Annotated in this window: 27 protein-coding genes; 17 read left to right on the top strand and 10 right to left on the bottom strand. The window is 59.5% G+C overall.

Annotation, left to right across the window (positions count from 1 at the left end; genetic code table 11):
* Positions 1-157 precede the first annotated feature (157 nt).
* Positions 158-832, top strand: a complete 675-nt coding sequence (locus DET50_RS06055; protein ID WP_113861983.1) for a class III extradiol ring-cleavage dioxygenase family protein — start codon at positions 158-160, stop codon at positions 830-832.
* Positions 833-845: 13 nt separating this feature from the next.
* On the top strand, positions 846-2,249 hold the full coding sequence (locus DET50_RS06060; RefSeq protein ID WP_113861984.1) for an amidase: 1,404 nt from the start codon (positions 846-848) through the stop codon (positions 2,247-2,249).
* A gap of 24 nt (positions 2,250-2,273) precedes the next feature.
* On the opposite strand, the gene DET50_RS06065 is transcribed toward DET50_RS06060, so the two are convergent.
* From DET50_RS06065 to DET50_RS06075, 3 genes are all read right to left on the bottom strand, one after another.
* Positions 2,274-3,320 (bottom strand): peptidoglycan -binding protein, encoded by a 1,047-nt coding sequence (locus tag DET50_RS06065; RefSeq protein ID WP_113861985.1) that lies wholly within the window; start codon positions 3,318-3,320, stop codon positions 2,274-2,276.
* Positions 3,317-4,045 carry a flagellar motor protein MotA gene (locus DET50_RS06070; protein ID WP_113861986.1) on the bottom strand — a complete coding sequence of 243 codons (729 nt, stop codon included), beginning with the start codon at positions 4,043-4,045 and terminating at the stop codon, positions 3,317-3,319. Before DET50_RS06070 ends, DET50_RS06065 begins: the two co-directional genes overlap by 4 nt.
* Before the next feature lie 176 nt (positions 4,046-4,221).
* Positions 4,222-4,905: a type 1 glutamine amidotransferase domain-containing protein gene (locus tag DET50_RS06075; RefSeq protein WP_113861987.1), complete on the bottom strand. Its 684-nt coding sequence runs from the start codon at positions 4,903-4,905 to the stop codon at positions 4,222-4,224.
* 202 nt (positions 4,906-5,107) lie between these two features.
* Here DET50_RS06075 and DET50_RS06080 point away from each other — a divergent pair, with 202 nt between their 5' ends.
* The 3 genes from DET50_RS06080 (at position 5,108) to DET50_RS06090 (ending at position 7,783) form a co-directional block, all read left to right on the top strand.
* On the top strand, positions 5,108-5,860 hold the full coding sequence (locus DET50_RS06080; protein ID WP_113861988.1) for a substrate-binding periplasmic protein: 753 nt from the start codon (positions 5,108-5,110) through the stop codon (positions 5,858-5,860).
* On the top strand, positions 5,857-7,248 hold the full coding sequence (locus DET50_RS06085) for a ribonuclease J (RefSeq protein WP_113861989.1): 1,392 nt from the start codon (positions 5,857-5,859) through the stop codon (positions 7,246-7,248). Before DET50_RS06080 ends, DET50_RS06085 begins: the two co-directional genes overlap by 4 nt.
* 106 nt (positions 7,249-7,354) lie before the next feature.
* Positions 7,355-7,783 carry a hotdog fold thioesterase gene (locus DET50_RS06090; protein ID WP_113861990.1) on the top strand — a complete coding sequence of 143 codons (429 nt, stop codon included), beginning with the start codon at positions 7,355-7,357 and terminating at the stop codon, positions 7,781-7,783.
* Positions 7,784-7,788: 5 nt separating this feature from the next.
* Here the strand turns inward: DET50_RS06090 and DET50_RS06095 are convergent, their stop codons facing one another.
* Together DET50_RS06095 and DET50_RS06100 are read right to left on the bottom strand one after the other, a co-directional pair.
* Positions 7,789-9,120 (bottom strand): cyclic di-GMP phosphodiesterase, encoded by a 1,332-nt coding sequence (locus DET50_RS06095; protein WP_113861991.1) that lies wholly within the window; start codon positions 9,118-9,120, stop codon positions 7,789-7,791.
* Between the two features lie 122 nt (positions 9,121-9,242).
* On the bottom strand, positions 9,243-9,974 hold the full coding sequence (locus DET50_RS06100; protein ID WP_113861992.1) for a sulfite exporter TauE/SafE family protein: 732 nt from the start codon (positions 9,972-9,974) through the stop codon (positions 9,243-9,245).
* A gap of 67 nt (positions 9,975-10,041) precedes the next feature.
* Here DET50_RS06100 and DET50_RS06105 point away from each other — a divergent pair, with 67 nt between their 5' ends.
* From DET50_RS06105 to DET50_RS06115, 3 genes are all read left to right on the top strand, one after another.
* Positions 10,042-10,500 (top strand): YchJ family protein, encoded by a 459-nt coding sequence (locus DET50_RS06105; RefSeq protein WP_113861993.1) that lies wholly within the window; start codon positions 10,042-10,044, stop codon positions 10,498-10,500.
* A 67-nt stretch (positions 10,501-10,567) separates the two neighbouring features.
* Positions 10,568-11,458 (top strand): EamA family transporter RarD, encoded by an 891-nt coding sequence (gene rarD / locus DET50_RS06110; protein WP_113861994.1) that lies wholly within the window; start codon positions 10,568-10,570, stop codon positions 11,456-11,458.
* Complete coding sequence (locus DET50_RS06115; RefSeq protein WP_113861995.1) at positions 11,455-11,664, top strand: DUF3565 domain-containing protein; 210 nt, start codon at positions 11,455-11,457, stop codon at positions 11,662-11,664. The genes rarD and DET50_RS06115 overlap by 4 nt, the downstream gene beginning before the upstream one ends.
* A 17-nt stretch (positions 11,665-11,681) precedes the next feature.
* Here the strand turns inward: DET50_RS06115 and DET50_RS06120 are convergent, their stop codons facing one another.
* Together DET50_RS06120 and DET50_RS06125 are read right to left on the bottom strand one after the other, a co-directional pair.
* On the bottom strand, positions 11,682-12,050 hold the full coding sequence (locus DET50_RS06120) for a thiol-disulfide oxidoreductase DCC family protein (protein WP_113861996.1): 369 nt from the start codon (positions 12,048-12,050) through the stop codon (positions 11,682-11,684).
* Positions 12,034-13,389, bottom strand: coding sequence for a CHAD domain-containing protein (locus DET50_RS06125; RefSeq protein ID WP_113861997.1), 1,356 nt, complete (start codon positions 13,387-13,389; stop codon positions 12,034-12,036). Before DET50_RS06125 ends, DET50_RS06120 begins: the two co-directional genes overlap by 17 nt.
* Before the next feature lie 171 nt (positions 13,390-13,560).
* On the opposite strand from DET50_RS06125, the gene DET50_RS06130 reads away from it, so the two are divergent.
* The 9 genes from DET50_RS06130 (at position 13,561) to DET50_RS06170 (ending at position 22,585) form a co-directional block, all read left to right on the top strand.
* Positions 13,561-14,631 carry a TRAP transporter substrate-binding protein gene (locus DET50_RS06130; protein WP_113861998.1) on the top strand — a complete coding sequence of 357 codons (1,071 nt, stop codon included), beginning with the start codon at positions 13,561-13,563 and terminating at the stop codon, positions 14,629-14,631.
* 121 nt (positions 14,632-14,752) lie between these two features.
* Positions 14,753-15,874 carry a spermidine/putrescine ABC transporter ATP-binding protein PotA gene (gene potA / locus DET50_RS06135; RefSeq protein WP_113861999.1) on the top strand — a complete coding sequence of 374 codons (1,122 nt, stop codon included), beginning with the start codon at positions 14,753-14,755 and terminating at the stop codon, positions 15,872-15,874.
* Entirely contained in the window at positions 15,867-16,727 is an 861-nt protein-coding gene (potB, locus tag DET50_RS06140; RefSeq protein WP_113862000.1) for a spermidine/putrescine ABC transporter permease PotB, read from the top strand. Before potA ends, potB begins: the two co-directional genes overlap by 8 nt.
* Complete coding sequence (gene potC, locus DET50_RS06145) at positions 16,724-17,494, top strand: spermidine/putrescine ABC transporter permease PotC (RefSeq protein ID WP_113862001.1); 771 nt, start codon at positions 16,724-16,726, stop codon at positions 17,492-17,494. Before potB ends, potC begins: the two co-directional genes overlap by 4 nt.
* Positions 17,491-18,531: an extracellular solute-binding protein gene (locus DET50_RS06150; RefSeq protein WP_113862002.1), complete on the top strand. Its 1,041-nt coding sequence runs from the start codon at positions 17,491-17,493 to the stop codon at positions 18,529-18,531. Before potC ends, DET50_RS06150 begins: the two co-directional genes overlap by 4 nt.
* A gap of 155 nt (positions 18,532-18,686) precedes the next feature.
* On the top strand, positions 18,687-19,766 hold the full coding sequence (locus tag DET50_RS06155; RefSeq protein WP_113862003.1) for an extracellular solute-binding protein: 1,080 nt from the start codon (positions 18,687-18,689) through the stop codon (positions 19,764-19,766).
* A 5-nt stretch (positions 19,767-19,771) separates the two neighbouring features.
* Positions 19,772-20,866, top strand: a complete 1,095-nt coding sequence (locus tag DET50_RS06160; RefSeq protein WP_113862004.1) for an ABC transporter ATP-binding protein — start codon at positions 19,772-19,774, stop codon at positions 20,864-20,866.
* A complete protein-coding gene (locus tag DET50_RS06165; RefSeq protein WP_113862005.1) occupies positions 20,863-21,723 on the top strand; it encodes an ABC transporter permease in 861 nt (286 codons plus the stop codon). Before DET50_RS06160 ends, DET50_RS06165 begins: the two co-directional genes overlap by 4 nt.
* Positions 21,724-21,727: 4 nt before the next feature.
* Positions 21,728-22,585 (top strand): ABC transporter permease, encoded by an 858-nt coding sequence (locus DET50_RS06170; protein WP_113862006.1) that lies wholly within the window; start codon positions 21,728-21,730, stop codon positions 22,583-22,585.
* A 27-nt stretch (positions 22,586-22,612) separates the two neighbouring features.
* Here the strand turns inward: DET50_RS06170 and DET50_RS06175 are convergent, their stop codons facing one another.
* From DET50_RS06175 to DET50_RS06185, 3 genes are read right to left on the bottom strand one after another with little or no spacing between them, the layout of a single operon-like run.
* Positions 22,613-23,056, bottom strand: coding sequence for a universal stress protein (locus DET50_RS06175; RefSeq protein ID WP_113862007.1), 444 nt, complete (start codon positions 23,054-23,056; stop codon positions 22,613-22,615).
* Positions 23,057-23,089: 33 nt separating this feature from the next.
* A complete protein-coding gene (locus DET50_RS06180; RefSeq protein ID WP_113862008.1) occupies positions 23,090-24,376 on the bottom strand; it encodes a TRAP transporter large permease in 1,287 nt (428 codons plus the stop codon).
* Positions 24,377-24,411: 35 nt separating this feature from the next.
* Positions 24,412-25,005: a TRAP transporter small permease gene (locus DET50_RS06185; RefSeq protein ID WP_113862009.1), complete on the bottom strand. Its 594-nt coding sequence runs from the start codon at positions 25,003-25,005 to the stop codon at positions 24,412-24,414.
* Between the last annotated feature and the right edge of the window lie 74 nt (positions 25,006-25,079).

Here is a 25,079-nt window from a genome sequence, read left to right on the forward strand (position 1 = left end):
AGAGTAGGCTGAAGAGGATCAATCAGATAATCCGCTGAGAAAGATTTTCTTCTTTACATCTTTGGCATTTTATCAACCAGAAATTCCGGATACCCCTGTAAAAAAGCTGGGGCGATGAGCCTCAGCTGTTGATCTGATTATTTCTGGAGAAAGATCCGTGAACAAGCTGCCGGTGTTGTTTGTCTCTTGTAACGCGGGAAGTCTGCAGTCTCAGCAGGACGCCGGCTCAGGTCCAGCCCGGATGATTTGGGGAAAGCGTTACCAGAGCGTCGTATTGATCAGTACTGACACAGACCTTCAGGCACCCCTGATAGTTCACTTGAAGGGCAGTGCTGACCGATCCGAGAGCATCCATAGACTGCTGGGTTCGCAGGGTTTTGCACCCGATAGTCGCTCCTACAGCCCAAACAGCCGGGATGGCTTGCTGCGTGTCCTGCTATCCGAAGAGCCGGGAGATCTGTCTGAGTTGCGGTTGAATACCGGGATGAGCGAGCAGGAGTATCGGCGTATCGGGCAGTGCCTGGAGGTTCTGCGCGAACAAGGGGTGCTGATCATTTGTCTGGACGACAAGGCCGACAGCCAAGTGTTGCTGCATGACCGTCACTTGCGGGAGATGATCAATGGCTGGGTTCAGGACCAGCAATGGGGAACTGTAATGAAGTTCAAAGGGGATGCCCCGAAAATTGCACCAACCCTGCGACTGGATGACCCCACCGTGTGCCTGCTCAACGCGGCCTTCAGCCTTGGAGGTTCGCAATTTCCCCAGAGGATGTTCAGCAGCGGCATGGACAATTCCACCCGGATGCTCTCCGGGTTCGGTTGGATGAGGTAGCAAAGGTGCGATGATGCTTCAGAATCGCCTTCTGGCAATGCCGCTCAGAGAGCTGTCGGAAAGGCTCGCGGATGGAATGCTCACAGGTAGAGCACTTGTCGAGGCTTCGATCGCTGCGTACGAGGCCTATGGTCAATACGACAATTCGTATGTTCACTGGAATCCCGAGAAGGCACTGAGCCTTGCCATCGCTAGCGATCGGGTTCGAGCGGCTGGTGGCAATACCGGTGCTTTGATGGGGATTCCCATATCAGTCAAGGATTTATACGGTGTTCCTGGTCTTCCGATCCATGCGGGATGCGCAAGGCCGTTACCCGAGCAGTGGCAGGCGGCGGGGCCCTTGATAGATGCATTGCAATCTCAACTTGCGCCTGTCGTTGGCAAAACACACTGCGTTGAATTCGCGTTTGGAGGGCTGGGCACTAACGCTCACTGGGGAACGCCGAAAAACCCGTGGGATACGAGTTCACATCGTGTTCCCGGGGGCTCCAGTTCCGGGGCAGGTGTTTCACTGATCAACGGAACGGCTTCGTTGGCTCTCGGGACGGATACTGCCGGTTCGGTTCGTGTGCCTGCAGCCATGACAGGCGTGGCCGGTCTGAAAACAACCGAAGGCCGATGGCCAAAAGCACAAATTGTTCCTCTCTCACGCACGCTGGACTCGCCCGGGATGCTTGCCCATCGCGTTGAAGACCTTGCATACGCATTCAATGCGCTGGATCCGAAAGTACACAGGCGTGGAAGTCGAGTGCCGGATACGCCAGATCTTGCGGATCTCACTTTTGGCGTTCCAGAGGCATTCTTCTGGGAGAACTGCAGTCCAGGGATTGCTGAAGCCATTGAGCGGTCATTGAGACAGCTTGAATTAGCGGGTGCCAGACTTGTCAGTTTCGAGTTGTCAGGGCTGGATGAAATTTATTCTGTCTTCCTTAAGGGAGGAGTGGCGGCACCAGAACTAGCTGCTTTTATGAAGACTGAGTTGCCAGACTTTATTGAGTCGTTAGACCCGGACGTGGCGGCCAGACTGCATACTGCCGAACAGCTACCGGCCTGGGAATACATTCATCGTCGCCAGTTGATAAACAAGTTTTCTGAAAAAGCGGCGTCAGAACTGGCAAGGATTGATGCACTCCTGACTCCAACCGTTACCCTCACTCCGCCAACGGTAGCGAGCCTCAGTAAGCCCGAAGCCTATGTGAAAGCCAATATGCAGACGTTGCGAAATACTGCCATGGGCAACTATTTGGGACTATGCGGATTGAGTATGCCCGCAGGCAAAGATGAGGCGGGCATGCCGGTTGGGCTCCAGATACTGGCCGGTCCCTGGCAGGATCAGAGACTATTGGCAATCGGTCAGGCGATTGAAAAATGCCTTGGGTGTTGGCCCGATATATTGGGCACACCTCCAGTCCGGTAAGTCTCCACGGGGCCCGTTTCAGGTTCACCGATCCGTCAGCTTCAACTCAATCCGCCGGTTCTTCCGCAGCGCCTCCGGACTGGTGCCTTCGGCTACTGGGAAGAACTCGCCAAAGCCTGCGGCCACCATGCGCCGCTCGGGTACCCCCTGGGCAGCCAGGTAACGTACCACCGCCACGGCGCGAGCGGTGGACAGCTCCCAGTTGGAGGGGAATTTCGGCGTATTGATAGGCACGATGTCGGTGTGCCCGTCTACGCGCAGGATCCAGTCGACATCTTCGGGAATCTTGCTGGCAACATCCAGCAGCAGGTTCGCCAGTTTGTCGAGTTCGCGCTTGCCGTCCTCGCCCAGTTCCGCCGAGCCTGAGGCAAACAGCAGTTCCGAAGGCAGCAGGAAGCGGTCGCCCACGATCCGGATATTCTCGTTGGTGGCCAGGATATCCCGGAGGCGGGCAAAAAATTCCGACTGGTACTGCTCCAGTTCATTGACCCGTTCGGCCAGCAGGGTGTTCAGGCGCTGGCTGACCTTCGCCAGCTCCTCTTCCTTCTCCGCGGTCATCTGTTCCTGTAATTCCAGTGCCGAGGCAATTTTCCGCAGTTGTTCCCGCAGAGAGGCAATCTGGTTGGAGAGGCGCAGGATCATGGCCTGCTGGCTCGCGGACATGTCGTCCTTCTGGGCCATCGACTGTTCCATGCGGGCCAGTCGCTCGGCCTGGGCCTCGGCCGTGGCGGTCTGCTGCATCAGCTGTTCGCGGGTGGATTCGAGGCTGCTCACCAGTTCGTCGTTACGGGCCAGGCTGCTGCTGTAGTCCTCCTGCAGCGTGATCATCTGCTCTTCCAGGGCCTCGGTTCTGCTCCGTTCCATCCCCAGCAGCTCTGACAGTTCATCCAGCTGGGCATTCAGGCGGGCGAGCTGCGTATCGCGGTCTGACAGGGTCTGGGACAGATAGAGCTGACTGACCACATAGATCAGTAGCATGAAGATCACGAGCATCAGCAGGGCGGACAAGGCGTCCACAAAGCCCGGCCAGACGTTGGTGGTACTGCGGCTGCGGCGTTTGGATCCGATCATGACGGCTCTTTCTGGTCATCGACCCGGTCGACGAGGTTGGTGACCCCCGTGAGCCACTCCTCAAGCCCGTCGTAGAAACGGTTCTGGGCATGGCCGGCCTGGATATCGAGAAAGCCCAGGATCAGTGAGCCGCCCAGTCCCAGCAGTGAAGAACTGAAGGCCGTTCCCATGCCCTCCAGTGGCTTGAGCAGGCCCTCCTGCAGGTCCGCGAATACCTTGCCGAAATCCTCCTGACTCATGTCCAGCCCGGTGATTACCTGCCCCACTGCATTGATCGTGCCCAGCAGCCCCCAGAAGGTGCCCAGCAGACCCAGGAACACCAGCAGGCTGATGAAATACCGTGTGATTTCCCTCTGCTCATCCATGCGTGAATGGATACCGTCCAGCACCGTGCGCAGCGAAAGCGTCGACAGGGTAAACCGGTCCCGTTTGGCCTCTTCACCCAGCTGTCGGGCCAGGGGCTTCAGCAGGCGGGGCTCCTGCACCACCGAAAGACCGGCATGGCCCGTGCGGAACTGGGCAATCCAGCGCAGCTCCGGGAACAGGACAAACACCTGTCGATAGGTCAGGGCGATGCCGACAATCAGAACGCCGACAATCAGCAGGTTGAAGACCCAGTTGGCCATGAAGGCGGTCATCAGGGGCTTGTGGATCAGAACACCAACGACCACCACCACGCCGAGGAACAGCGTCATCCAGAAAAGAGTGTGTTTGGGGTTGCTCATGACGAAGGCCAGTCTGCAGGAAGTTTCACAGAAACATAGCACAGGCTGGGGGATGTGTATCGGAGGAGTCGGAGACATTAAAAAGGGGTCAGATGAACGATTTCATCAGACCCCAGGCTCAGCGCCAACTCCGGGGTCAGAAGAACGCTTTCTTCTGACCCCTCCTTCACCGGCAGTCAGCCCTCCTGCAAAGCCTGCACCACCGCCTTGGCAGCACCCTCGGAGGAGGCCGGGTTCTGCCCGGTGATCAGCTTGCCGTCGACCACGATGTGAGGGGCCCAATCGTCACCCCGGGTGTATTCCCCGGCGTTGTCCTTGAGCATGTCCTCGACCAGGAACGGCACGATGTTGGTCAGCTGTACCGCATCTTCCTCGGTGTTGGTGAAGGCGGTAACCTTCCGGCCGCCGACGATATTCTGCTCCGGCTTGATGAATACGTTTTTGAACACGGCCGGGGCGTGGCACACTGCGCCGATGACCTTGTCCTGATCGTAGGCTTTCTTGATCAGCGCGATAGAGGTCTCGTCGTTGGCCAGGTCCCACAGCGGGCCGTGGCCGCCGGGATAGAAAACCGCGTCATACTCGTTCATGTCGACATCGCTCAGCTTCTTGGTGCTGGCGAGCATTTCCTTGGCGTGGGCGTCCTTCATGAAGCGTTCGGTGGTCTCGGTGAGGGCCCCTTCGGCTTCGCTGTTCGGATCCACCGGCGGCTGGCCGCCCTTGGGAGAGGCGATGGTGATGTCGGCACCGGCGTCCTTGAACACGTAGTAGGGCGCGGTGAACTCTTCAAGCCAGAAACCGGTCTTGTGGCCGGTGTCGCCCATTTGGTCGTGTGATGTCAGAACCATCAGGATCTTCATACAGGTCGGTACCTCTCGTTTCGGAATAAATGGCACAATTTGTCCGATGTACTTACCGAGCTGGCATCGGAACGGTCCGGATTCAACCCTGCATACGTAAATTCACGGGGAGCAGATCTGGAGCGGCTATACTCGTTAGTGGCCAGAAACAGATCGTCGTCTGTTCCAAATGCACGGAAAATCCGCAAAGGATGCTTTTTAGATGGGACGTATCATTCTTCTCCTGCTGGTGTTGATGGCTGTTCCTGCCATGGCCCAGCGGGGTACAGAGACCGTCGAGCCGTTAGCCGTGACGGTCGGGGTGAACCACGCACCTCCCTACCGAATTATCGAAGCGGATCAGAAAAGCGGCCTCTACGTGGAAATCTTCGAGGAAATCGCGGATTTGCTCGGTTGGCAGGTGCATTATCGGGAAGCTCCCTTCCGCCGTGTCCTCCGGATGGTGACCCAGGGCGAGGTGGATATCATGCTTGGCCCGGTGCGTACTGATGCGCGGGATGAAGATCTGGAATTTGTGGCCCCCGCCTTTCCGCCGGAACGCCGGCTGTTTTTCTACCTGAATGATAATCACCGGATCGACCGGTATTCGGACCTGTACGGCAAGCGCATCGGAGTACTTGAGGGCGCGCGGTATTTCAATCGCTTCGACAGCGACGAGAACCTGACGAAAGAGCCGGCCCCACGCTATGAAAACCTGATGCTGATGATGGCCCGGGGCAGGGTCGATGTGGTGATCGCGCCGGAACTGGTAGGGCTGTACACTGTCCGGAAACTGGATTTGGCGGCGAGGGTGTCACCGTTCTTCGTGCCGGGTGAGCGCTCCTGGATCGCGGTAGCCAAGGATTCCCCGGCCCTGGCCTATGCCGATGACATTCGCGCGGCCCTGAAACTGATTGAAATGAACGGAACCCACGAGGCCCTGGTGCTGAAATACCTGGAAAATTCCCCGCAATGACCCCGGACCACAACGACCTCTGGTTTTTACCCCTTGGCGGCACCGGCGAAATCGGCATGAACCTGAACCTCTACGGTCACGATGGTCAGTGGCTGATGGTGGATTGCGGTGTCACCTTCCCGAAACCGGGCCGGATTGCGGCCGATGGCACCGTACATCACCGTGGCGAGCCGCCGGTACAGATGGCCGACCCGGCCTTTATCGCCGATCGTCGCGAACAGCTGGCGGGCCTGGTCATCACCCATGCCCACGAGGATCATGTCGGTGCGGTGCCCTACCTTTGGCCGATGCTGCAATGCCCGGTCTACACCAGCCGGTTCACCGCCGAGATCCTGCGCCGGAAACTGGCGGAATTCGATCTCCTGCATCGGGTGCCGATTATCGAGGTCAATACGGGTGAGGAAGGTGAGGAAAGGCAGATCGGTCCGTTCAATGTGCAGTGGCTGGCCCTGACCCATTCCATTCCCGATCCCAACGCCCTGATGATCCGCACGCCGCTGGGCAATATTTTCCACAGTGGTGACTGGAAGCTGGATGACCAGCCCCTGGTTGGCCATGGCTACTCGCCCGGGACCTTCACCGATCTGGCGGAGGAAGGGGTGGCTGCCATGGTCTGCGATTCCACCAACGCCACGGTGAAGGGGCATTCCCTGTCCGAGGCGGCCCTGCACAAGGGGCTTCTGGACGCTGTGCGCAGCGCCGAAGGCCGTGTTGTGGTGACCTGCTTTGGCAGCAACATTGCGCGGCTGCATACCCTGGCGGGGATTGCCCGGGAGACCGGCCGTTACATGGGGCTGCTGGGGCGCTCCCTGATCAACATGAGTGGTGCCGCCAAGGCAGCGGGTATCTGGGACCGGGCCGACGAACTGATCAATCCTTCCCACCTTGGTTACCTGCCCCGGGAAGAGGTGCTGGCGGTGGCGACCGGCAGCCAGGGCGAGCCCAGGACCGCGCTTCGGCGGCTCTCGATGGGCAGCCATCCGGACTTCGAGCTGGAGGCCGGCGATACCGTGATCTTCAGCGCAAGGGCGATCCCGGGCAACGAGGAGGCCATTGAAGCGCTGATCTCGAGACTCAAAGAGCTGGGCGTCCGGGTGATCACCGCCGAAGATGCCGGCGTTCCCATCCACGCCTCCGGCCATCCGGCCCAGGAGGAACTGGAAACCATGTACCGATGGGTGAAACCCAACCTGGCGATTCCGGTCCATGGCGAGATGGAGCATATGGAGACCAATGCGGATATAGCCCGGGCCTGCGGCGTGCCCCGAACCCTGGTGGGCCGAGACGGCGACCTGTTCATGATCCGGCCGGTACCGGGTATTCGCCGCCAGGTTGTGGAAACCGGCCGGCTCGGCTGGGAAAAGCGGGAGCTGGTTCGGGTTTACTGAGTGGATCTGTAAGGTCATAAAAGCCGTGGTGCTGAGCAAGCTAACCGGATAGACTCAGGCCATTAGCGCGTACCGAACAAGTTCAATTCAGGAGCAACGTACCACCATGGCAATCTGGACCAGAACCCCGAATCTAGAGCAAATGATGGAAGCCAGCCGGAAAACGGCTGTTGGCCACATGGGCATTGAATACCTCGAAGTCGGTGACAATTACGTGAAGGGCCGGATGCCGGTGGATGAGCGCACGGTCCAGCCGTTCGGTATCCTGCATGGCGGTGCCTCGGTGGTGCTGGCAGAAACCCTGGGCAGCATGGCCGCCAACTGTTGCCTGAAGGATCCCGGTACCGTTGCCGTGGGTCTGGACATCAACGCCAACCACATCCGTCCGGTCAGCAAAGGCTGGGTTTACGGAACCGCCACCGCTCTGCATATCGGCAGCGCCACCCAGGTCTGGGAAATCCGTATCGAGAACGAAGAGGGCAAAACCACCTGCATCTCACGCCTGACCATGGCGGTCACCAAGCGTCCCGGATAATCCGATTACGGGGCTGGTTGAGAAGGTTTGCTGGTGATCAGCCCCTGATCGACGAAGTCCTGCAAGACGATGTCGAAGCTGCCATCCGGCACTTCTTTCTTGATGCGATAGGTGTTGCCGGCGTGGTCATCGGGTAAAGTCATCAGGTCGATCAGGCGGTAGGGCTCAAGCAGGGATTTATCAGCTTCCCGTACCAGCAGAACCTTGGGCTTGAGCTTTTGCCCGGGCCGGGTTTCCACCACGATGCCCACTTCGCCGTTGTGCATTTCCACGATCGAACCGGGTGGGTAGACACCGATCATCTGGATAAAGGCCTCGGCCAGTTCCTCGTCGAACTGGGTGCCCCGATGGGTGTGGATGATCTCCAGCGCCTGCATGGAGGCCCGGCCCTTGTCGTAGATCCGGTTGCTGGTGATGGCGTCGTAGGTGTCCACCAGGCCGACCATTTTCGCAAACAGCGGAATCTGGTGGCTCTGCAGCCCGCGCGGGTAACCGGAACCGTCCATCCGTTCATGGTGGCTGAAGGCCACATCCACTGCCGTTGCCAGGGCATTGCTGGTGCCCATGAGAATGGAGCGGCCGTGATTGGTGTGTTCCCGCATGATGCTGAATTCGTCCGGGGTCAGGGCGCCGGGCTTGTTCAGGACCCGGTCCGGAATCCGGGTCTTGCCGACATCGTGCAGAAGCCCGCACAGGGCCAGGTTGCGGATTTCCCCTTCCAGCAGTCCCAGATGTTTGCCAAACGCGGCGGAGAGGATCGATACGTTGATGCAGTGCTCGGCGGTGTATTCGTCCTGATTCTTGATCTTGGTGAGCAGCAGCAGGGCATTCTCGTTTCTCAGAACGCTGTCCACGCAACTGTTGACCACTTTCCGGGCATTGTTCAGATCCAGGGTGCGCCCCAGGCGAAGCCCGGCCATCAGGGACTTCGCGGTATCCCGGGCCTCCTCGAAACGCATCACCGCCGGCCCCATTTCCTCCGACATGCTGACCTTGTTGATGTAATTGACGCGCTTGCGGGGCAGCTTGCTCCGGGACGAGGCTGTCGGGGGCTGCTGGGCGGGGGATTTCTTGCGCTTGCCGAACAGGCTGAAGCGTTTCCGGGCGGGTTGTTCCGATCGGGCTGCGGGTGCGGCCGCCTCGACGCGGCCTTCGATAAACACGAACTGGCACTGGGCCTGAAGGGCCTGCAGTTCGGACTTGTTCTGGATGACAAAGCCCTGCAGCAGGAAGTCGGTATCTTCCCACGGCCGATCCAGCCGGATTACGTGCATGCCGATTTCCAGGTCGGCAACGTCGATCCGGGTTTCAACGACTTCCTGGTGCCGTAGAGCCATGACGGAGTCCGCTTCTCTTTGATTCCTTTTTATTGCACCATTCTGGCCCTGATTGGTGAAAGTTTGGTCATCTGAAATGTAAAATCTCGTGAAACATCCGGTTTCCGGGATATGTTTGGCCTTCAGAGCGACATCAGCCCCCGCACCAGTGCCGCCGTTCCCGCCACTGCGGCGATCCCCAGGATGATCGGTCTCAGTCCTTCAAAAGGCATTCGGTTTACCAGTTTTCCGGACATCAGGAAGCCGATGAGCACTCCCGGAAAGGTGGCTGCGAACAGTCCCAGTTCCCGAATGCCGAGATAGCCGGACAGTGCCAGGGCGGTCAGACTGAAGAAACTGGCAACCAGAAAGAACGCGGACATATTCGCCCGCACCAGTGGGCCCTTCTCGTTCTGGTAGATCAGGGCAATCGGTGGCCCGCCGACAGCGGTAATGGTGCCCATGTAGGTGGAAGCGGCACCGGCGATGACGCTGTTGCGGGCATTGAGTCGGGGTTTGAGACCGCCCACGCTCAAGGCGACACCGGCCAGGATCAGGATGCCGAACACCAGTTCAAACCCATTCGGGGAAATCAGTACCAGGGTAATGCCCGCCAGGATCATGCCGACAAACCCGCCGCCGATGGCAAAGCGCACCTGCCGGATTTCCAGGGCACCGCGGTTGCGGATCAGCATCAGGATAGTGAGCAGCGTCGCATTCAGCACCAGGGGCGCCGGCAACAGGATCGGGCTGATCAGGAACAGCAGCGGTGCGGACAGGGTGCCGATACCATAACCGGCAACCCCCTGCAGGCAGGCACCGGCGATAATGGCCAGATTGGCCAGGACGAGCTGTGCCACGGAAAGGTCAAACAAGCCTTTTCATCCTTCTGAACTTGATACACTTTGGGGCTCCACAGCCAAACCGGAGCAAACCCACGAAATGATACCTGAGCAGTCAAACACCCTCTGCCCATGCGGCTCGGGGAGAACCTATGAACAATGCTGCGGCCCGTGGCACCGGGGTGAACCGGCGCCGTCTCCGGAAGCGCTGATGCGGTCCCGGTATACGGCATTTGTTCAGGGGCGGGCGGATTATCTGCTTGCGACCTGGCATCCCGATACCCGTCCCCCGGAACTGGGCCTGGACGGCTCGCCGGACTGGGTGAATCTTAAGATCCTCGATAGCACGGAACAGGGTAGCAGGGGCAGGGTCCATTTTCGCGCTGTTTATCGTGCCGGTGCCGCTTGGGGCTATCTCGAGGAAAAATCCGACTTTGTCCGGGAAGACGGGCGTTGGTATTACCTCTCCGGCGAGACCGAGGAGGGTCAGCTCAAGCCCGGTCGCAATGAACTCTGTCCCTGCGGCAGCGGGAAAAAGTTCAAGGCCTGCTGCAGGTAAGCCGTTCGTTCAAGCGCACTCATCATCGTCCTTGTGGTAGATTGACCGGCTGGATAATGAGGAACCTATGAAAGCAGCCACACCCGAGACGACCAAGGGCGTTCTCTATGGCCTTGCGGCCTACACCATGTGGGGAAGTTTCCCCCTGTATTTCGCCCTGTTCGAGGGGGTGCCCGCCTGGGAGGTCCTGATCCACCGGGTGATCTGGTCCTGCCTGTTCCTTGCCATCGTGATCACGCTCATGCAGCGCTGGCAGCCGGTGAGATTGGCCCTGGCCAGACCCCGCAAGCTGGGCTTTGTGCTCGGCTGTGCCGTGTTCATTGCCCTGAACTGGGGCGTGTATATCTACGCGGTGGAAACCCGCCATGTGCTCCAGGCCAGCCTTGGCTACTTCCTCACGCCCCTGGTGAACGTGGCTATGGGGATGCTGATTCTCAGGGAGACCATTACCCGCCTGCAGGCCATCGCGGTGGTGCTGGCCACCGTGGCCATCCTGTACCAGTTGTTCCTGTTGGGCATCGTGCCCTGGATCACCCTGATTCTGGCCTTCAGTTTCGGCACTTATGGCCTGTTGCGGAAGAAAGTGGAACTGGATGGGCTCTCCGGCCTGTTTGTGGAAACGCTCCTGCTGCTGCCCGTAGCCCTGCTGACCTGGGCCTGGCTTGGTAGTGAGGGTGTTTCCCACTTCTCCGACAGCACCGGCATGATGCTGTTGTTGCTGTCTTCCGGTATCGTCACTGCCATCCCGCTGTTGGCGTTCGCCGGTGCGGCCCGCCGGCTGCGGCTGGCGACGGTGGGATTTCTCATGTACATCAACCCGACCATCCAGTTCCTCATTGCCCTGTTTGTGTTCGAAGAGCCCCTGAGTGGTGAGAAGCTGGCCAGTTTTGTCATGATCTGGGTGGCGCTCGCGATCTATTCCTGGTCGGCCTGGAATGGGAGGAAATCACCGCAATGAAACAATCCATCACCGGTTATCACCGGGACGAGGAAAACCACTGGGTCGCCCAACTTGCCTGCGGCCATAACCAGCATGTGCGCCATGACCCGCCCTGGGTGAACCGTCCCTGGGTCACCACTGAAGAGGGCCGGCGGTCCATGCTGGGTTTTGACCTGGAGTGCAAGAAATGCGATCAGGGCGCGCCTCTGGACGATCAACCCTGATTCCGGAGCTTTGCCAGTCAGCCTGCGTCGCACTCTGCGCAGGCGTATTTGCGTTCATAGCGTCGGTCAGCCCAGAGCTCGTATACCGGTGAGGCGATCTGGTGGATCCCCGGCCAGAGCAGGGGCTTGAAGAGAAAGCCGAACGGTGTGTGGGACCAGGCGCGTACGGTGGCGTGCAGGCCGGTAACCCATTCGCCGGTCCAGGTCATCAGGTGCAGGCGGCGCAGCAGCATCTCGTGGGGCGGCAGGATCAGGCTGCCGTTGCGCTGCTGGTGGATATCCGCCAGAACCAGGTTGCCTTTGTTCAGGCGCCTCAGCGCCCGGACTTCCCGGGCGCACAACGGGCACTGGCCATCGTAGAAGAGAGTGTCATACCGGGGCTCCATCGAGTCCTCCTAGCGCGAGTATCTGGCGTCGGGCGTCCGCTTTCTGCTGTTCCAGTCTCTCCTTCAGGCCATCGACGGCCCCCGGCAGCGTTTCCGGTGCGCGCGTTCTGAAGGCTTTGACCAGCTCGATCTGCACGTGCAGGTCCTGGAACCGGCCATAGAGCTCCTGGCGGTATTTCAGGGTCTTGAGTGGCTGTTTCCAGCCCCTGGCATCCAGCTCCATCAGGTAGCGGATACGCTTGAGCAGCTTCCGGAGCCGGTGAATGTCGTCATCCGGTGAGTTGTGTAACAACTCGGCGGTACGCCTGTTGAACTCCCGTATACGATTCTCTACCGCCTTCCGGATGTCTTTTGGTGTCAGCCGTCCGGCCAGTTTCCGGAACTGGCGGGAATGAATCTGATTGTCCCAGTGGTGCATGGCGTCCCGGTAGGGCTTGCTCCCGAGCCGTTTGACGAGGGCGTGGTGCTCCTGGTCGGCCTCGGTTTCTGCCCAGGTGCCGAGGGCAGTTTGCAGCTCGCTGTTGTGTTCACAGAGTGCCGGCAGATCCTGGAGGAATACATGCAGATCCCGGAGCCTGCTGGTGGCGCGTGCGTTGCGCTTGAGTTGCCTGATCGATCGGTCCAGGGATTTGTCGCCGGAGACTTCCTCCACCGATTCGGTAATGGCCCGGCTGCGCCGGATGGCAATCCGGAACTGGTGCAGGAACTCATCATCCAGCCCTACCTTCACCCCCGGTTCCAGTTCCCGCATGCGCTGGAGCTGATGGGACAGGGCCTCGGGAATGTCGCGTCCGGGCTCGTCGCCGGTGGTCCGGGCCCGTTTTTTCCGTTTGCGATCGAACTGCTGGTAGCTGAATTCCCTGGGCGTGAGGAAGGCTTCGAGCCGACCTTTGCCGGCCGCCATCTTGCGCCAGGGCTTGTCCGGTAACCGTATGTGCACAAAGCCGGCCGTGGGCAGGTTCGCGGGTGGATGCTTGAGCAGGTGCCCGGCCAGTTCCAGCAGGGCGGGGTTATGGCCGATGATGGTGATGGTTTCTTCCCCGTCGTCCAGGGCTTTGAGCCAGTGCAGGAGCCGGCGGTAGTCGAAGGTGTAAAGCTCCGGGGTGACCTGAACCCGGTTATCGGGAAATCCTGCCGGAACAATGCCTGCCAGAGTCCGCCGTGCCCTGACTGCATCGCTGGCATGGATGGTGCCACCGAAGGCACCGCTGCGCACCAGTGCCCGGCCAAGCGGAGCGAGCTGGCTTTCGCCGCGGCTGTTGAGCGGGCGTTGGTGATCGCTGAGGGCTTCATCCGCCCAGCTGGACTTGGCATGACGTACGAGAAACAGGTGCTTCATGGAAAAGACCGAATCCAGGAGAGTTGGATAATAGAGTAGTGCCTGTGTGGCATGATGTCGCAGGGCCAGCCGTTGATTTATGACAAAGATTGGCTCCAGGCCGTTAGCAGGCTATGATGGACATGGACCCGAAATACCTATTCATACCTATAAAAAGCGGAAGCCAACACCATGAATTTACGCAAGTCTTTCTTTGCCGCTGTGGCTGTTGCGGCGTCGGCCTTCAGCGTGTCTGCGCTGGCACAGGAAACTCATACCCTGACCCTGGCTCAGACCTGGGGGCCGAATTCACCAATCCTGGGGGAAACCACCGAGCACTTTGCTGACATGGTCGAATCCATGTCCGATGGTCGGCTGAAAGTCCGTGTGGACGCCTCCAACAAGCACAAGGCGCCTTTCGGCATTTTTGACCTGGTGCGTACCGGCCAGTACGACATGGGGCACACTGCCTCATACTACTACAAGGGCACCATCCCCAATGCCATGTATTTCACCACCATTCCGTTCGGCCTGATCGCACCGGAAATGTACGCCTGGTTCTACCATGGCGGCGGTATGGAGCTCATGCAGAAGGTTTACGAGCCTTACGGCGTGCTGTCATTCCCGGGCGGTAATACCGGTAACCAGATGGGTGGCTGGTTCCGCAAGGAAATCAACTCCGTGGAAGATCTCCAGGGTCTGAAAATGCGCACCCCGGGCTTTGCCGGCGAGGTCATGTCAGAGCTGGGCGTCGCGGTGACCAATATCCCGCCCGGAGAACTGTATAGCGCCCTTGAGCGTGGCACCATTGATGCTCTGGAATGGGTGGCCCCGGCACTGGACTTCCCCATGGGCTTCCACCAGATTGCGAAGTACTACTACTCTGGCTGGCAGGAGCCGGGTGCCGAGGTTCAGTTCCTGATCAACAACAAGACCTGGAACAAGCTGCCGGCGGATCTGCAGGAGATTCTCCGGGTCGCCATGCGCACCGCAGCGTATGACATGTACATCCAGAGTGTGCATGAAAGCAGCGTTGCCTGGAACAAGATGAAGGAAGACTATCCGGACGTGACCCACAAGGTGTTCCCGCCGGAAGTTATCGACGCCCTGCGTGAAACCACCGACCGTCTGCTCGAGGAAGCGGCGGCCAAGGATCCGCTGGCCAAGGAAATTATCACTTCCCAGCGTGACTACCTGAAGCAGGTACGTCCCTGGATCAACATCTCGGACAAGGCCTATCTGAACAGTGTTGCCGGCGAGTGATCGCCCAAAACGCTTAAGGTCCTGAAAACAAGGGGCGTCGGGGTTTCGGATTACCCCGACGCCCCTTTTTGTTTGCTACGCTTTCTGGAAAAATAGCGGGCTCACTTTCCGGGCAGGGCCGATGAAAAAGACACTGCTTTCTCTGAGTAATCTCACCAAACAGTTTGACGGCAAAACCGTTCTGGATTCCCTGAACCTGGACATCTATGACGGGGAATTCATTACCCTCCTGGGTCCGTCAGGCTGTGGCAAAACCACCTTGCTGCGTTTGATGGCGGGCTTCGAACATGCCGATGCCGGCACCATTACCCTGTCCGGGGAAGACCTGACTGGCACCCCGCCGGAACACCGTCCCCTGAATACCGTGTTCCAGCATTACGCACTGTTTCCCCACATGTCGGTGTTCGACAACGTCGCTTACGGCCTGAAAATGGAGAAGCGACCGAAGGAGGAGATTCGCGAGCGTGTCGAGGAAGCGCTGGCGATGGTTCAGCTGCAGGATTACATGCGTCGCAAGCCCCATCAGCTGTCCGGTGGCCAGCAGCAGCGTGTGGCGATTGCCCGGGCGGTGGTCAAGCGCCCGCGACTGTTGCTGCTGGATGAGCCGCTCTCGGCCCTGGATTACAAGTTGCGGCGCACCATGCAGGTGGAGCTGAAGCGCTTGCAGCGGGAGCTGGGCATCACCTTCGTGTTTGTCACCCATGACCAGGAAGAAGCGTTGTCGATGTCCGACCGGGTGGTGGTGCTCAAGGATGGTGTGGTCCAGCAACTGGGCACCCCCAGGGAGGTGTACGAGCGCCCGGCCAACCTGTTTACCGCGCGTTTCGTCGGTGAGACCAATTTCTTTCCGGGCGAAGTGGAGTCGATCCATGACGGCGCCATCACCGTGGATGTGTTCGGCCTGAAACGGACCCTGCGCCGCCCGGACTTCCCGGTACGGGAAGGGCAGCCGCTGCATGTGTTGCTGCGCCCCGAGGATATCCGCGTGCTTGATCCGGCCGATGAGCAGGGCGTGGCCGGCAAGATCGTCGAGCGCAACTATAAGGGCAGTACACTGGACTCGGTGATCCACCTGGATGATGGCACCGAAGTACTGGCCAGCGAGTTTTTCGACGAGGACGACCCCGCCTTCGATTACCGGTTGGGCGAACCGGTGAAGGTGAGCTGGGTCGATGGCTGGGAGTGGTTGCTCCCGGAGGAGGCGGATGAACCTGTCCATGAGGATGCACTGACCGATGCCTAGCATTACCCGGCAGCCGTTCAGGACGGCGGTGCTGGTGCTGGTGTGGGGCTGGTTGTTGTTTCTGGTGCTGGCGCCGAACCTGTTGGTGGTGGGTGCCAGTGTGATGACCCGGGATCCGGGCACGTTCATCTCATTGCCCCTGAACCTGGATGCCTACCGGCAGCTGTTCGACCCGCTGTACCTGGAGGTCTTCCTGCATTCCCTCTATATGGCGGCGATGACGACCCTGGTCTGTCTGCTGATCGGCTATCCCTTTGCCTGGGCCCTGTCGAAACTGGGCAAGCAGCGCCAGTTGCTGCTGATATTCCTGTTGATCGTACCGTTCTGGACCAACTCGTTGGTGCGTACCTACGCTCTCAAGATGCTGCTGGCCACCAACGGTCTGATCAACAGTGCCCTGATGGGGCTTGGCTGGATCGATGAACCACTCCAGATGCTCTATACCGAGGGCGCGGTGATCATCGGTCTGGTCTATCTGCTGCTTCCGTTCATGATCCTGCCGCTGTATTCGGTGTTTGACGACCTGCGTCAGGAGCTGTTGCTGGCCTCCCATGACCTGGGCGCCGGCCGCTTCGCCACCTTTATCCACGTGATCGTACCACTGACCCTGCCGGGCGTTCTGGCCGGTGTGATGCTGGTGTTGTTGCCCGCTATGGGGCTGTTCTTCGTACCGGATATCCTTGGCGGGTCCCGCAACCTGCTGGTGGGTAACGTCATCAAGAACCAGTTTCTGGATGCGCGGGACTGGCCGTTCGGGGCGGCGGCGAGCATTGTGCTGACGGTGACCATGGCCATCCTCATGCTCGCCCACCGCCTGAGCAAACAGCGTATCGGTGAGGAGGGCGCGGGATGACCCGGTGGTTGCCAAGAGCCTATCTGGTACTGGTCTATCTGCTGCTGTACGTGCCCATTGGTGTGCTGGTGGTGTTCTCTTTCAATGACTCCCGCAGCGGCTACACCTGGGGCGGGCTGAGCCTGCGCTGGTACCAGTCCCTGTTCAACAACAACGCCATGGTGGAGGCGATGTGGAACTCCCTGTGGCTGGCGCTCTCGGCGGCGACCGTCTCCACCATTATCGGGGCACTGACGGCGCTGGCGCTACACCGGTACCGGTTCCGGGGCAAGAAAGTGCTCAATGGCATGCTGTTCGTGGTGATGATGTCGCCGGAGATTGTGCTGGCGATCTCGCTGCTGGCACTGTTCCTGCTGGTGGGCATCCAGCTTGGCTATGTGTCACTGCTGCTGGCCCACGTCACCTTCTGCCTGCCGTTCGTGGTGATTACCGTGATGGCCCGGCTGAGCGGCTTTGATGAGAGCCTGCCCGAGGCGGCCCGGGACCTGGGTGCCTCCGATTTCACCATGACCCGGACGGTGCTGATCCCTGTGATCATGCCGGCGTTACTGGCGGGCTGGCTGCTGGGGTTTACACTGTCACTGGACGATGTGGTGGTCAGTACCTTTGTGAGTGGCCCCAGTTATGAAATTCTGCCCCTGCGCATCTACTCCATGGTGCGGGTGGGGCTCAAGCCCGAGGTCAATGCCCTGGGCACGCTGTTGCTGGTGTTTTCACTGGTTATGCTGATGTTGTCGCAATGGATTCTTACAAGGAGCAAACGATGAAGAAACTCGCACTGGCCGGCCTGCTGGCTGTAGGCCTGACTGGCTGCAGTTCCGAGGAGCCGAAGGTTCTCAACCTGTATAACTGGTCCGAATACATGCCGCAGGAAGTGCTGACGCGCTTCGAGGAAGAAACCGGCATCCAGGTGGTCTATACCACCTACGACAGCAACGAAGCCATGTATGCCAAGCTCAAGCTGCTGGATGACAGCGCCGCCTATGACCTGGCCGTGCCCTCCACCTACTACGTGAGCAAGATGCGCCAGGAAGACCTGCTGATGCCCATCGATCGCAGCAAGATCGAGGGCTTCGACAATCTGGACCCGGATCTGGTAAACCTGGACATCGACCCGGACAACAAGTTCAGTATTCCCTACCTGTGGGGCACCACCGGCCTGGCGGTGGACACCGCCGATGTTGAAGGCGAGCCGGTGACCGCCTGGGCCGATCTGTGGGACGAGCGTTTTGAAGGCCGGGTGATGCTCACCAATGATATGCGCGAAGTGTTTCACGTGGGTCTGCGGGTGCTGGGCTATTCCGGCAACAGTACCAATCCCGAGGAGATCAAGGCGGCTTACGAAAAGCTGACTGAGCTGATGCCCTCCGTTCGTACCTTCAACTCCGACGCGCCCCGGGTGCCCTACCTGGAAGGCGAGACCGATGTCGGCATGATCTGGAACGGCGAGGCGGTGATGGCGGAAGAGACCATGCCTGCACTGGAATACGTCTATCCGGAAGAGGGCATCATCGCCTGGCTGGACAGTTTCGTGATTCCCAAGAATGCCAAGAACCCGGAGGCCGCCCACAAGTTCATCAGCTTTGTGCTGCAGCCGGAAATTTCCGCACTGATCAGTGAGGAGATCGGCTATGCCACTCCGAACCTGGCCGCCCGAGAGATGCTGCCGGAGGAAGTGGCCAACAATCGCGCCAGCTACCCGACACCCGAGGACATGACCAACGCCGAGTTCCAGGTGGATATCGGAGACGAGGCGCTGCAGGTGTACGCCAAGTACTGGGAGATGCTCAAGTCCGGGCGGTGATGTCAGTCCGATACATCAATGAATCCGGAACGGAGGCCTCGGCCTCCGTTTTTTGTGAATGGGGTTTCACAAAACTGACATACATGGTCTATACCTTCCTGATAACAACCGGTTAGCAAACTTGTTACCTACCGTTATCAGGAGATACAAAGATCATGGGATCGCGCACCGCAAGGACATCCGCACTGCTTGGCTCCACCTTCCTGGCTGCTGTCACTTTTTCCGGAAGCCTGCTCGCTGAAGAGCTGCGACTGATTACCTGGGGTGGATATGCCCCGGACGACGTGGTGGCCCAGTTCGAGAAAGAGACCGGAATCGATGTGAAGGTCACCCTCTCCAACAATGAGGACATGATCTCCAAACTGCGGGCCACCGGCGGTGCCGGCTTTGACCTGGCCCAGCCCAGCCAGGACCGGATCATCGGTGTTCAGCGCCAGTTCAATATCTACAAGCCCATCGATTTCAGCCGCGTCAACACGGATCAGCTGCAGCCATCCATGGTCAAGGCCACCAAGGACTCCACCGAGCTGGATGGCGAATTCTACGGTGTGCCTTCGGTCTGGGGTACCAGCGGCCTGATCGTCCACAGCTCGGTGGCGGATACGGTTACAGATTACACCGACCTTTGTGACCCGGCGGTGGCCGGAGAGGTCAGCTACCGTCTCAAGCGCCCGACACTCATCGGATTTGCCTTCGCCATGGGTATGGATCCCTTCGCGGCCTATAACGACCGAGACGAGTACGAATCGATCCTGGCGAAGGTGGAAGACAAGCTGATCGACTGCAAGAGCAACGTGAAGACCTACTGGACCGGTGGTGACCAGCTGCTGGCGTTGTTGCGCACCGGCGAGGTGACCGCGGCCATGGCCTGGGATGCCGGCGGCTGGAAACTGAACGCGGAGAACCCGGAGATCCGTTTCGTGGCCCCGGACTCCGGCGCCCTGGGCTGGATCGACACCTTTGCCATTCCCCGCCGCAGTGAAAACGAGGAAGCCGCCTACAAGTGGATCAACTTCGTGATGCAGCCGGAGATTGCCGCCCGGATCACCAACGCCTCGGGTAACTTTACTGCCTCCAAAGGCGCGGACGAGTTTGTCCGGGCGGAGCTGCGGGATGCCTACCGCGCCAGCTTCAATGACCAGGCAATCAATAATATCAAGTGGTATCCGCCGGTACCTCCCGGACTGGAGACCCTGGAAGGGCAGGTGCTGGACCGCGTCCAGGCCGCGAACTGATCTCTATGGGGATCGAGTCCGACCTGTTCTGCTCGAACCTGGTCCGCCGCTTTGGCAGCAATGCCGCGGTGGACCATGTTTCCCTCGACGTGCCCGCGGGCACGTTTTTCTCGATTCTGGGCCCCTCAGGCTGCGGCAAGACCACGCTGCTGCGGCTGCTGGCGGGTTTTGACCGGCCCGATGAGGGCGATATCCACATCCGCGGCGCCCGCATGAACGATGTGCCCCCCAACCGGCGCCCGGTCAACATGGTGTTCCAGCATCTGGCCCTGTTCCCGACCATGTCGGTGGGTGACAACATCGGTTATGGCCTGAAGCGCCAGAAAGTACCGGCCGCAGAGCGGCGCACGCGGATCGCCCGGGTGCTGGAGCAGGTGGGCCTGCCCGGTATGGAAAACCGGAATCCGGGCGAGCTCTCCGGTGGCCAGCGCCAGCGTGTGGCCCTGGCCCGCTGTTTGGTGCTGGAGCCGACGCTGCTGCTGCTCGACGAGCCTCTCGGGGCCCTGGATCTGAAACTGAGGGAGCAGATGAAGATCGAACTCAAGCATCTGCAGAAGGCCTTCGGGACCACTTTCGTGTACATCACCCACGATCAGTCCGAGGCCATGGTGATGTCGGACCAGGTCGCCGTGATGAAGGATGGTCGGTTTGACCAGGTGGCCCCGCCGGAAGAACTGTACCGGGAACCGGCTACCCCATTTGTTGCCGGATTTGTCGGAGATAACAATCGCCTCACCGGCGAGCTCGTAGCCGTGCAGGACGAGCTGGCGGAACTCCGGCTGGATGATGGCAGTATGGTCCGTGGCCGGCTGGGTCAGAGTTCGCCGCCCATCGGTGAGCGGGTGGACCTGTTCATTCGCCCTGAATCCCTGGTATTGGGAGGAGACGCCCTGAGGCCCGATTACTCGGCGCTCAGGGCTTCGGTGACCGCTACCCTGTTTGATGGCGCCAACAGTCGTCTTGAGGCCGACAGTGCCGGCCAGACCCTGTATGCACGGTTACCCCAGGACGGCTCGGCGCCAAGATTGCGAGAGGGTGCCGGTGTCCAGCTGGCGTGGGATCCGATGCTGGCAAGGGTGTTTGCCCCGGGGGCCGCATGAACGCCAGTGCCGGTCGCCTGTCCCTGTGGTTGCTGCTCACACCCTTCCTGCTGTGGATTGTGCTGCTGGTGCTGGTACCCCACCTGCAGATGCTGCGGGTATCCTTCCAGGTCCGGGAGAGCTGGGATACGCTGGCATGGGGGCTTGAGCAGTACCAGAACTTCTTTACCGAATCCTATTACTGGCGCACCTTTGTCCGAACGGGGGTGATGTCGCTGTTCACCACGTTTCTCACCCTGCTGATTGCCTTTCCCATTGCCTGGTACATCGCGAGGCTGGCACGGGGCCGTGCCAAGGGACTGCTGTTTCTGGCGTGCCTGGTGCCGTTCTGGGCCAGTGAACTGGTGCGTACCTACGGCTGGATGATCCTCTTACGGGAAAGCGGACTGTTCAGTTCCTGGCTGCAAGCTCTGGGCTGGGCGGATGGCCCGGTGGAAATGCTCTACAACGACGTGGCGGTGATCATCGGCCTGGTCTACAACGGCCTGCTGTTCATGGTGGTGCCGCTGGTCACCACCCTGGACGGCATGGACGAGAACCTGGTGGAGGCCGGCTATGATCTCGGGGGTAGCCACCTCACCGTGCTGCGAGAGGTGGTGGTGCCCTGGGCCATGCCTGGCATCGTATCCGGTTGCATCGTGGTGTTCATGCTGACCCTCGGCAGTTACCTGACCCCCATCCTCATGGGCGGCAAGGACAGTGCCTGGTTCACCGGGCAGATTTTTACCCAGTTCATTACCCGCTTTAACTGGGAACAGGGCGCCGCCCTCGGCGTTTTGCTGCTGGTACTGTCGTCGCTGATCGTCTGGCTGGGACTGAAACTCTCTGGCCAGTCCCTGCGCAAGGTCATGGGGTGAGGGCATGATACGGTCGGTTCCCCGCTCCCGTTGGTTCGATGGCCTGTACCTGGCCTACCTGGCGGCGTTTTTTGTCTACCTGGCACTGCCCCTGACCGTGACGGCGGTATTTGCGTTCAATGATGCCCCGTTCCCGTCGCTGCCCTGGAAGGGCTTTACCCTGGACTGGTACCTGGCGGACGGTTCTGGTGGTCGCACCGGCCTGTTCCACGATGACACGCTGTTGTCCGCGCTCTGGGTGAGTACCAAGATCGCCTTCTGGGTGACGGTAGTCAGCGTTACCCTGGGGTGCGCCAACGCGGTGCTGTTCGAGCGCCTGGAGTTTCGCGGCAAGGAGTTCCTGTACCTGCTGATGTTGCTGCCGCTGGTGATTCCGGGAGTAATTCTGGGGGTGTCGATCCTGGTGTTCTACAGTGGTATGGCCAATGATGCCTCCCGGCTGTGGGGTGTCGAGCTGGATGTGTTCCGGCCGGGGATGACTCTGGTGGTGATGGGGCAGGTGACTTTCATTGCCACGCTCGCCACCCTGGTGATCGCTGCCCGCCTGCGCAAGTTTGACCGGCAGCTGGAAGAAGCGGCGCTGAACCTGGGCGCCACACCCGTGGTGGCCTGGTTCACGGTGACGCTGCCCTGGCTGATGCCGTCGATTTTCGGGGCAGCGGCGATGGCGTTCCTGATGTCCTTTGAGAACTTCAACACCACGGTAATGCTCACCGGCAGTGATACACCGCTGACCGTTGCGCTGTTCAATCGGTTGCGGGAAGGATCGACACCAGTACTGAATGCGGTGGCGCTGTTGCTGATGGTGGGCTCTGCGTTGTTGGCAGTGATGGCGCTGGGAAGGTCCCGGGATAGCGCCTGATGGCGCTATCCCGGCCGGGATGGAGTGTCAGACCACCAGTACCGGGCACTTGGCGTGGGACGCCACCCGGTGGGAGACACTGCCCAGGAACATGCCGTCCTTGTCGCTGTTGGTACCCTTGGTACCGACCACAATCAGGTCCGCTTCCTTGTCCTGGGCGAACTTGATGATCACCCGTGATGGCCGTCCGGCTTTCACAAAGCCGCGCACCTTGGTGGCGCCATGTTCCTTGGCCAGGTCTTTGGCATGGTTTACCACTTCCTTCGCATACTCCGAGAGCACCTTGTCCGGAATGTCCATGTCGGCCGGGCGACCGATCGACAGTGAAGCCTCGAACAGGCTGTGGTGTTTGTACACGCAGAGGATGTAGATCTCCGCCTCGGGGATCAGTTTCTGGAGATCGATGGCCTTGTCCAGCGCCTTGAGCGAGGTCTTGGACCCGTCCACCGCGACCAGGATTCTTTTGAACATGGGTTTCTCCTTAAGGACCCTTGAGTCTCTCCATTAATCCCTGAACGCCACGTCCCGCAGGAACAGGGCAATGTCCGGGAAGGCGATAATCAGGCCTGCGGCCGCCACCAGCATGAAGATGAACGGCGGAGTTCCCCGAATCACCTCAAGGTAGGGCCGTTTGAAGATCGCGATGGCCGTGAAGATATCGCAGCCAAAGGGTGGTGTGGCTGAGCCGATGGCCACCTGGAGTGTAATCAGTACACCCACCAGAACCGGGTCCAGGCCGGTCGCCTCGATAGCCGGTGCGAAGATGGGGGTCAATACCAGGATCACCACAATCGGGTCCACGAACATACAGGCAATGAAGAACGCGACACAGATGGCGATCAACACGCCCACCGGGCCGGCTTCATTGACGCCAACCGCTTCCAGGATGGACTGCGGAATCTGGGCAAAGGAAATGATCCAGGAGAAGCCGTTGCCCACAGCCACCAGGATGAAGACGACTGCCGTTATCAGACCGGTTGATTTGGCAATCCTGTAGATATCTGCCAGCTTGAGCGAGCGGAATACGACAAACTCGAGCAGGAATGCATAGAGCACACAGACTGCCGCTGCCTCGGTCGGACTGAAGATGCCGCCGTAGATGCCGCCGACAATAATGACCGGGAAGAACAGTGGCCATAGTGCCTCTCGAACCGATACCGCTCGCTGTTTCCAGGTGGCCTTCTCTTCGGTGGGAACATTGTTCCTGTAGGCATAGATCAGGCAGTAGATCGAGAACATGAACAGTATCAGAAACCCAGGGCCGATACCGGCAATGAACAGCTCGGCAATGGAGGTCTCAGAGATGACCCCGTAGATAATCATGCCAATGCTGGGCGGGATCAGGAAGGCTATGTCACTGGAGTTGATGATCAGTGCCAGAGTGAATGGATCCGAGTAGCCTGCCTTCAGCATCTTCGGTCGCAGCGGGGAGCCCACGGCCACCACAGTCGCCTGGGTTGAGCCGGAGACCGCGCCGAACAGTGTGCAGGAGGTGGCAGTACTGATCGCAAGGCCGCCCTTCACATGGCCGATAAAGGCCATGACCATGTTGATCAGTCGATCCGCGGACTGGCCGCGGGTCATGATATCTGCAGCCAGAATGAACATCGGTACTGCAATCAACGACGCCGGCCGGATGCCCCCCATCATCTGCTGGATGAAGGTACCCATCTGGCCGAAGCCGTCGAACATCATTACAAAGCCGACCACCGCACCGGTAATCAGCGGAACCATCATCGGGAAGCCCAGCAGCAATAACCCGATCATGATCACCATCATTATAGTTGCCATGATTTCTTATCCTTACCTGAGTTCAGCTGCAGGGGTCATACTTCCGATTCGGTGTCGGCGTAACCATCAACAACGCCAGTGGAGAGGTAGACATCCTTGCTGGTGAAGTTCTTGATGGCGGTGAGGAAATACTGGATGCCGGTAATCGCAAAACCTACCGGGGCCCAAATATAGATCCACCAGATCTCAAAGCCCAGTGCCGGCAGAATCCGGCCCCGCTCATAGAGAGTCTCGATATAGCCGTAGGAATGGTAGCAGAGGAAAAACATCACCACCGAGGTGAACAGGGCAATGATGATCATCAGCAACTTGCGTCCCTTGGTGGGAATCGCGTCGTAGACAGCCGACATACGAATGTGGCGTCCGTGGCGGGCTGCGTAGCCGATACCAGCGAAGGTGATAAGAATGATCAGAATTCGGTTGATTTCTCCGGAGAAGAACAAACCCTCCTGGAAAACGAACCGGGCAATTACATTCACGCAGGTGTTGACGGCCATAAGGATCACGCCCATGGCGAGCATGACCGCTTCGACTTTGCTGATGAAAACGTCAATGGTACCCAGGAAGCCGGGTAAGCCGGATTCATAAGATCCGGTGTCGTCTTCGATCTCCGGAGACTTTTCGGACATAGGGTTAGCGCTCCGAAAAAAGGCTTTCAGCCGGGGGATGATGAATGAATGGCTGATAGCCGGGGGTTAACTGA

The sequence above is a fragment of the Marinobacter pelagius genome, from assembly GCF_003315345.1.
GTDB lineage: Bacteria > Pseudomonadota > Gammaproteobacteria > Pseudomonadales > Oleiphilaceae > Marinobacter > Marinobacter pelagius_A.

Excerpts from the sequence above, each read along its gene's own strand:
- DET50_RS06060 (WP_113861984.1), top strand. The coding sequence starts at position 846 with ATGCTTCAGAATCGCCTTCTGGCAATGCCGCTCAGAGAGCTGTCGGAA.
- DET50_RS06065 (WP_113861985.1), bottom strand. The coding sequence starts at position 3,320 with ATGATCGGATCCAAACGCCGCAGCCGCAGTACCACCAACGTCTGGCCG.
- DET50_RS06070 (WP_113861986.1), bottom strand. The coding sequence starts at position 4,045 with ATGAGCAACCCCAAACACACTCTTTTCTGGATGACGCTGTTCCTCGGC.
- DET50_RS06075 (WP_113861987.1), bottom strand. The coding sequence starts at position 4,905 with ATGAAGATCCTGATGGTTCTGACATCACACGACCAAATGGGCGACACC.
- DET50_RS06080 (WP_113861988.1), top strand. The coding sequence starts at position 5,108 with ATGGGACGTATCATTCTTCTCCTGCTGGTGTTGATGGCTGTTCCTGCC.
- DET50_RS06085 (WP_113861989.1), top strand. The coding sequence starts at position 5,857 with ATGACCCCGGACCACAACGACCTCTGGTTTTTACCCCTTGGCGGCACC.
- DET50_RS06090 (WP_113861990.1), top strand. The coding sequence starts at position 7,355 with ATGGCAATCTGGACCAGAACCCCGAATCTAGAGCAAATGATGGAAGCC.
- DET50_RS06095 (WP_113861991.1), bottom strand. The coding sequence starts at position 9,120 with ATGGCTCTACGGCACCAGGAAGTCGTTGAAACCCGGATCGACGTTGCC.
- DET50_RS06105 (WP_113861993.1), top strand. The coding sequence starts at position 10,042 with ATGATACCTGAGCAGTCAAACACCCTCTGCCCATGCGGCTCGGGGAGA.
- rarD (WP_113861994.1), top strand. The coding sequence starts at position 10,568 with ATGAAAGCAGCCACACCCGAGACGACCAAGGGCGTTCTCTATGGCCTT.
- DET50_RS06115 (WP_113861995.1), top strand. The coding sequence starts at position 11,455 with ATGAAACAATCCATCACCGGTTATCACCGGGACGAGGAAAACCACTGG.
- DET50_RS06120 (WP_113861996.1), bottom strand. The coding sequence starts at position 12,050 with ATGGAGCCCCGGTATGACACTCTCTTCTACGATGGCCAGTGCCCGTTG.
- DET50_RS06125 (WP_113861997.1), bottom strand. The coding sequence starts at position 13,389 with ATGAAGCACCTGTTTCTCGTACGTCATGCCAAGTCCAGCTGGGCGGAT.
- DET50_RS06130 (WP_113861998.1), top strand. The coding sequence starts at position 13,561 with ATGAATTTACGCAAGTCTTTCTTTGCCGCTGTGGCTGTTGCGGCGTCG.
- potA (WP_113861999.1), top strand. The coding sequence starts at position 14,753 with ATGAAAAAGACACTGCTTTCTCTGAGTAATCTCACCAAACAGTTTGAC.
- potB (WP_113862000.1), top strand. The coding sequence starts at position 15,867 with ATGCCTAGCATTACCCGGCAGCCGTTCAGGACGGCGGTGCTGGTGCTG.
- potC (WP_113862001.1), top strand. The coding sequence starts at position 16,724 with ATGACCCGGTGGTTGCCAAGAGCCTATCTGGTACTGGTCTATCTGCTG.
- DET50_RS06150 (WP_113862002.1), top strand. The coding sequence starts at position 17,491 with ATGAAGAAACTCGCACTGGCCGGCCTGCTGGCTGTAGGCCTGACTGGC.
- DET50_RS06155 (WP_113862003.1), top strand. The coding sequence starts at position 18,687 with ATGGGATCGCGCACCGCAAGGACATCCGCACTGCTTGGCTCCACCTTC.
- DET50_RS06160 (WP_113862004.1), top strand. The coding sequence starts at position 19,772 with ATGGGGATCGAGTCCGACCTGTTCTGCTCGAACCTGGTCCGCCGCTTT.
- DET50_RS06165 (WP_113862005.1), top strand. The coding sequence starts at position 20,863 with ATGAACGCCAGTGCCGGTCGCCTGTCCCTGTGGTTGCTGCTCACACCC.
- DET50_RS06170 (WP_113862006.1), top strand. The coding sequence starts at position 21,728 with ATGATACGGTCGGTTCCCCGCTCCCGTTGGTTCGATGGCCTGTACCTG.
- DET50_RS06175 (WP_113862007.1), bottom strand. The coding sequence starts at position 23,056 with ATGTTCAAAAGAATCCTGGTCGCGGTGGACGGGTCCAAGACCTCGCTC.
- DET50_RS06180 (WP_113862008.1), bottom strand. The coding sequence starts at position 24,376 with ATGGCAACTATAATGATGGTGATCATGATCGGGTTATTGCTGCTGGGC.
- DET50_RS06185 (WP_113862009.1), bottom strand. The coding sequence starts at position 25,005 with ATGTCCGAAAAGTCTCCGGAGATCGAAGACGACACCGGATCTTATGAA.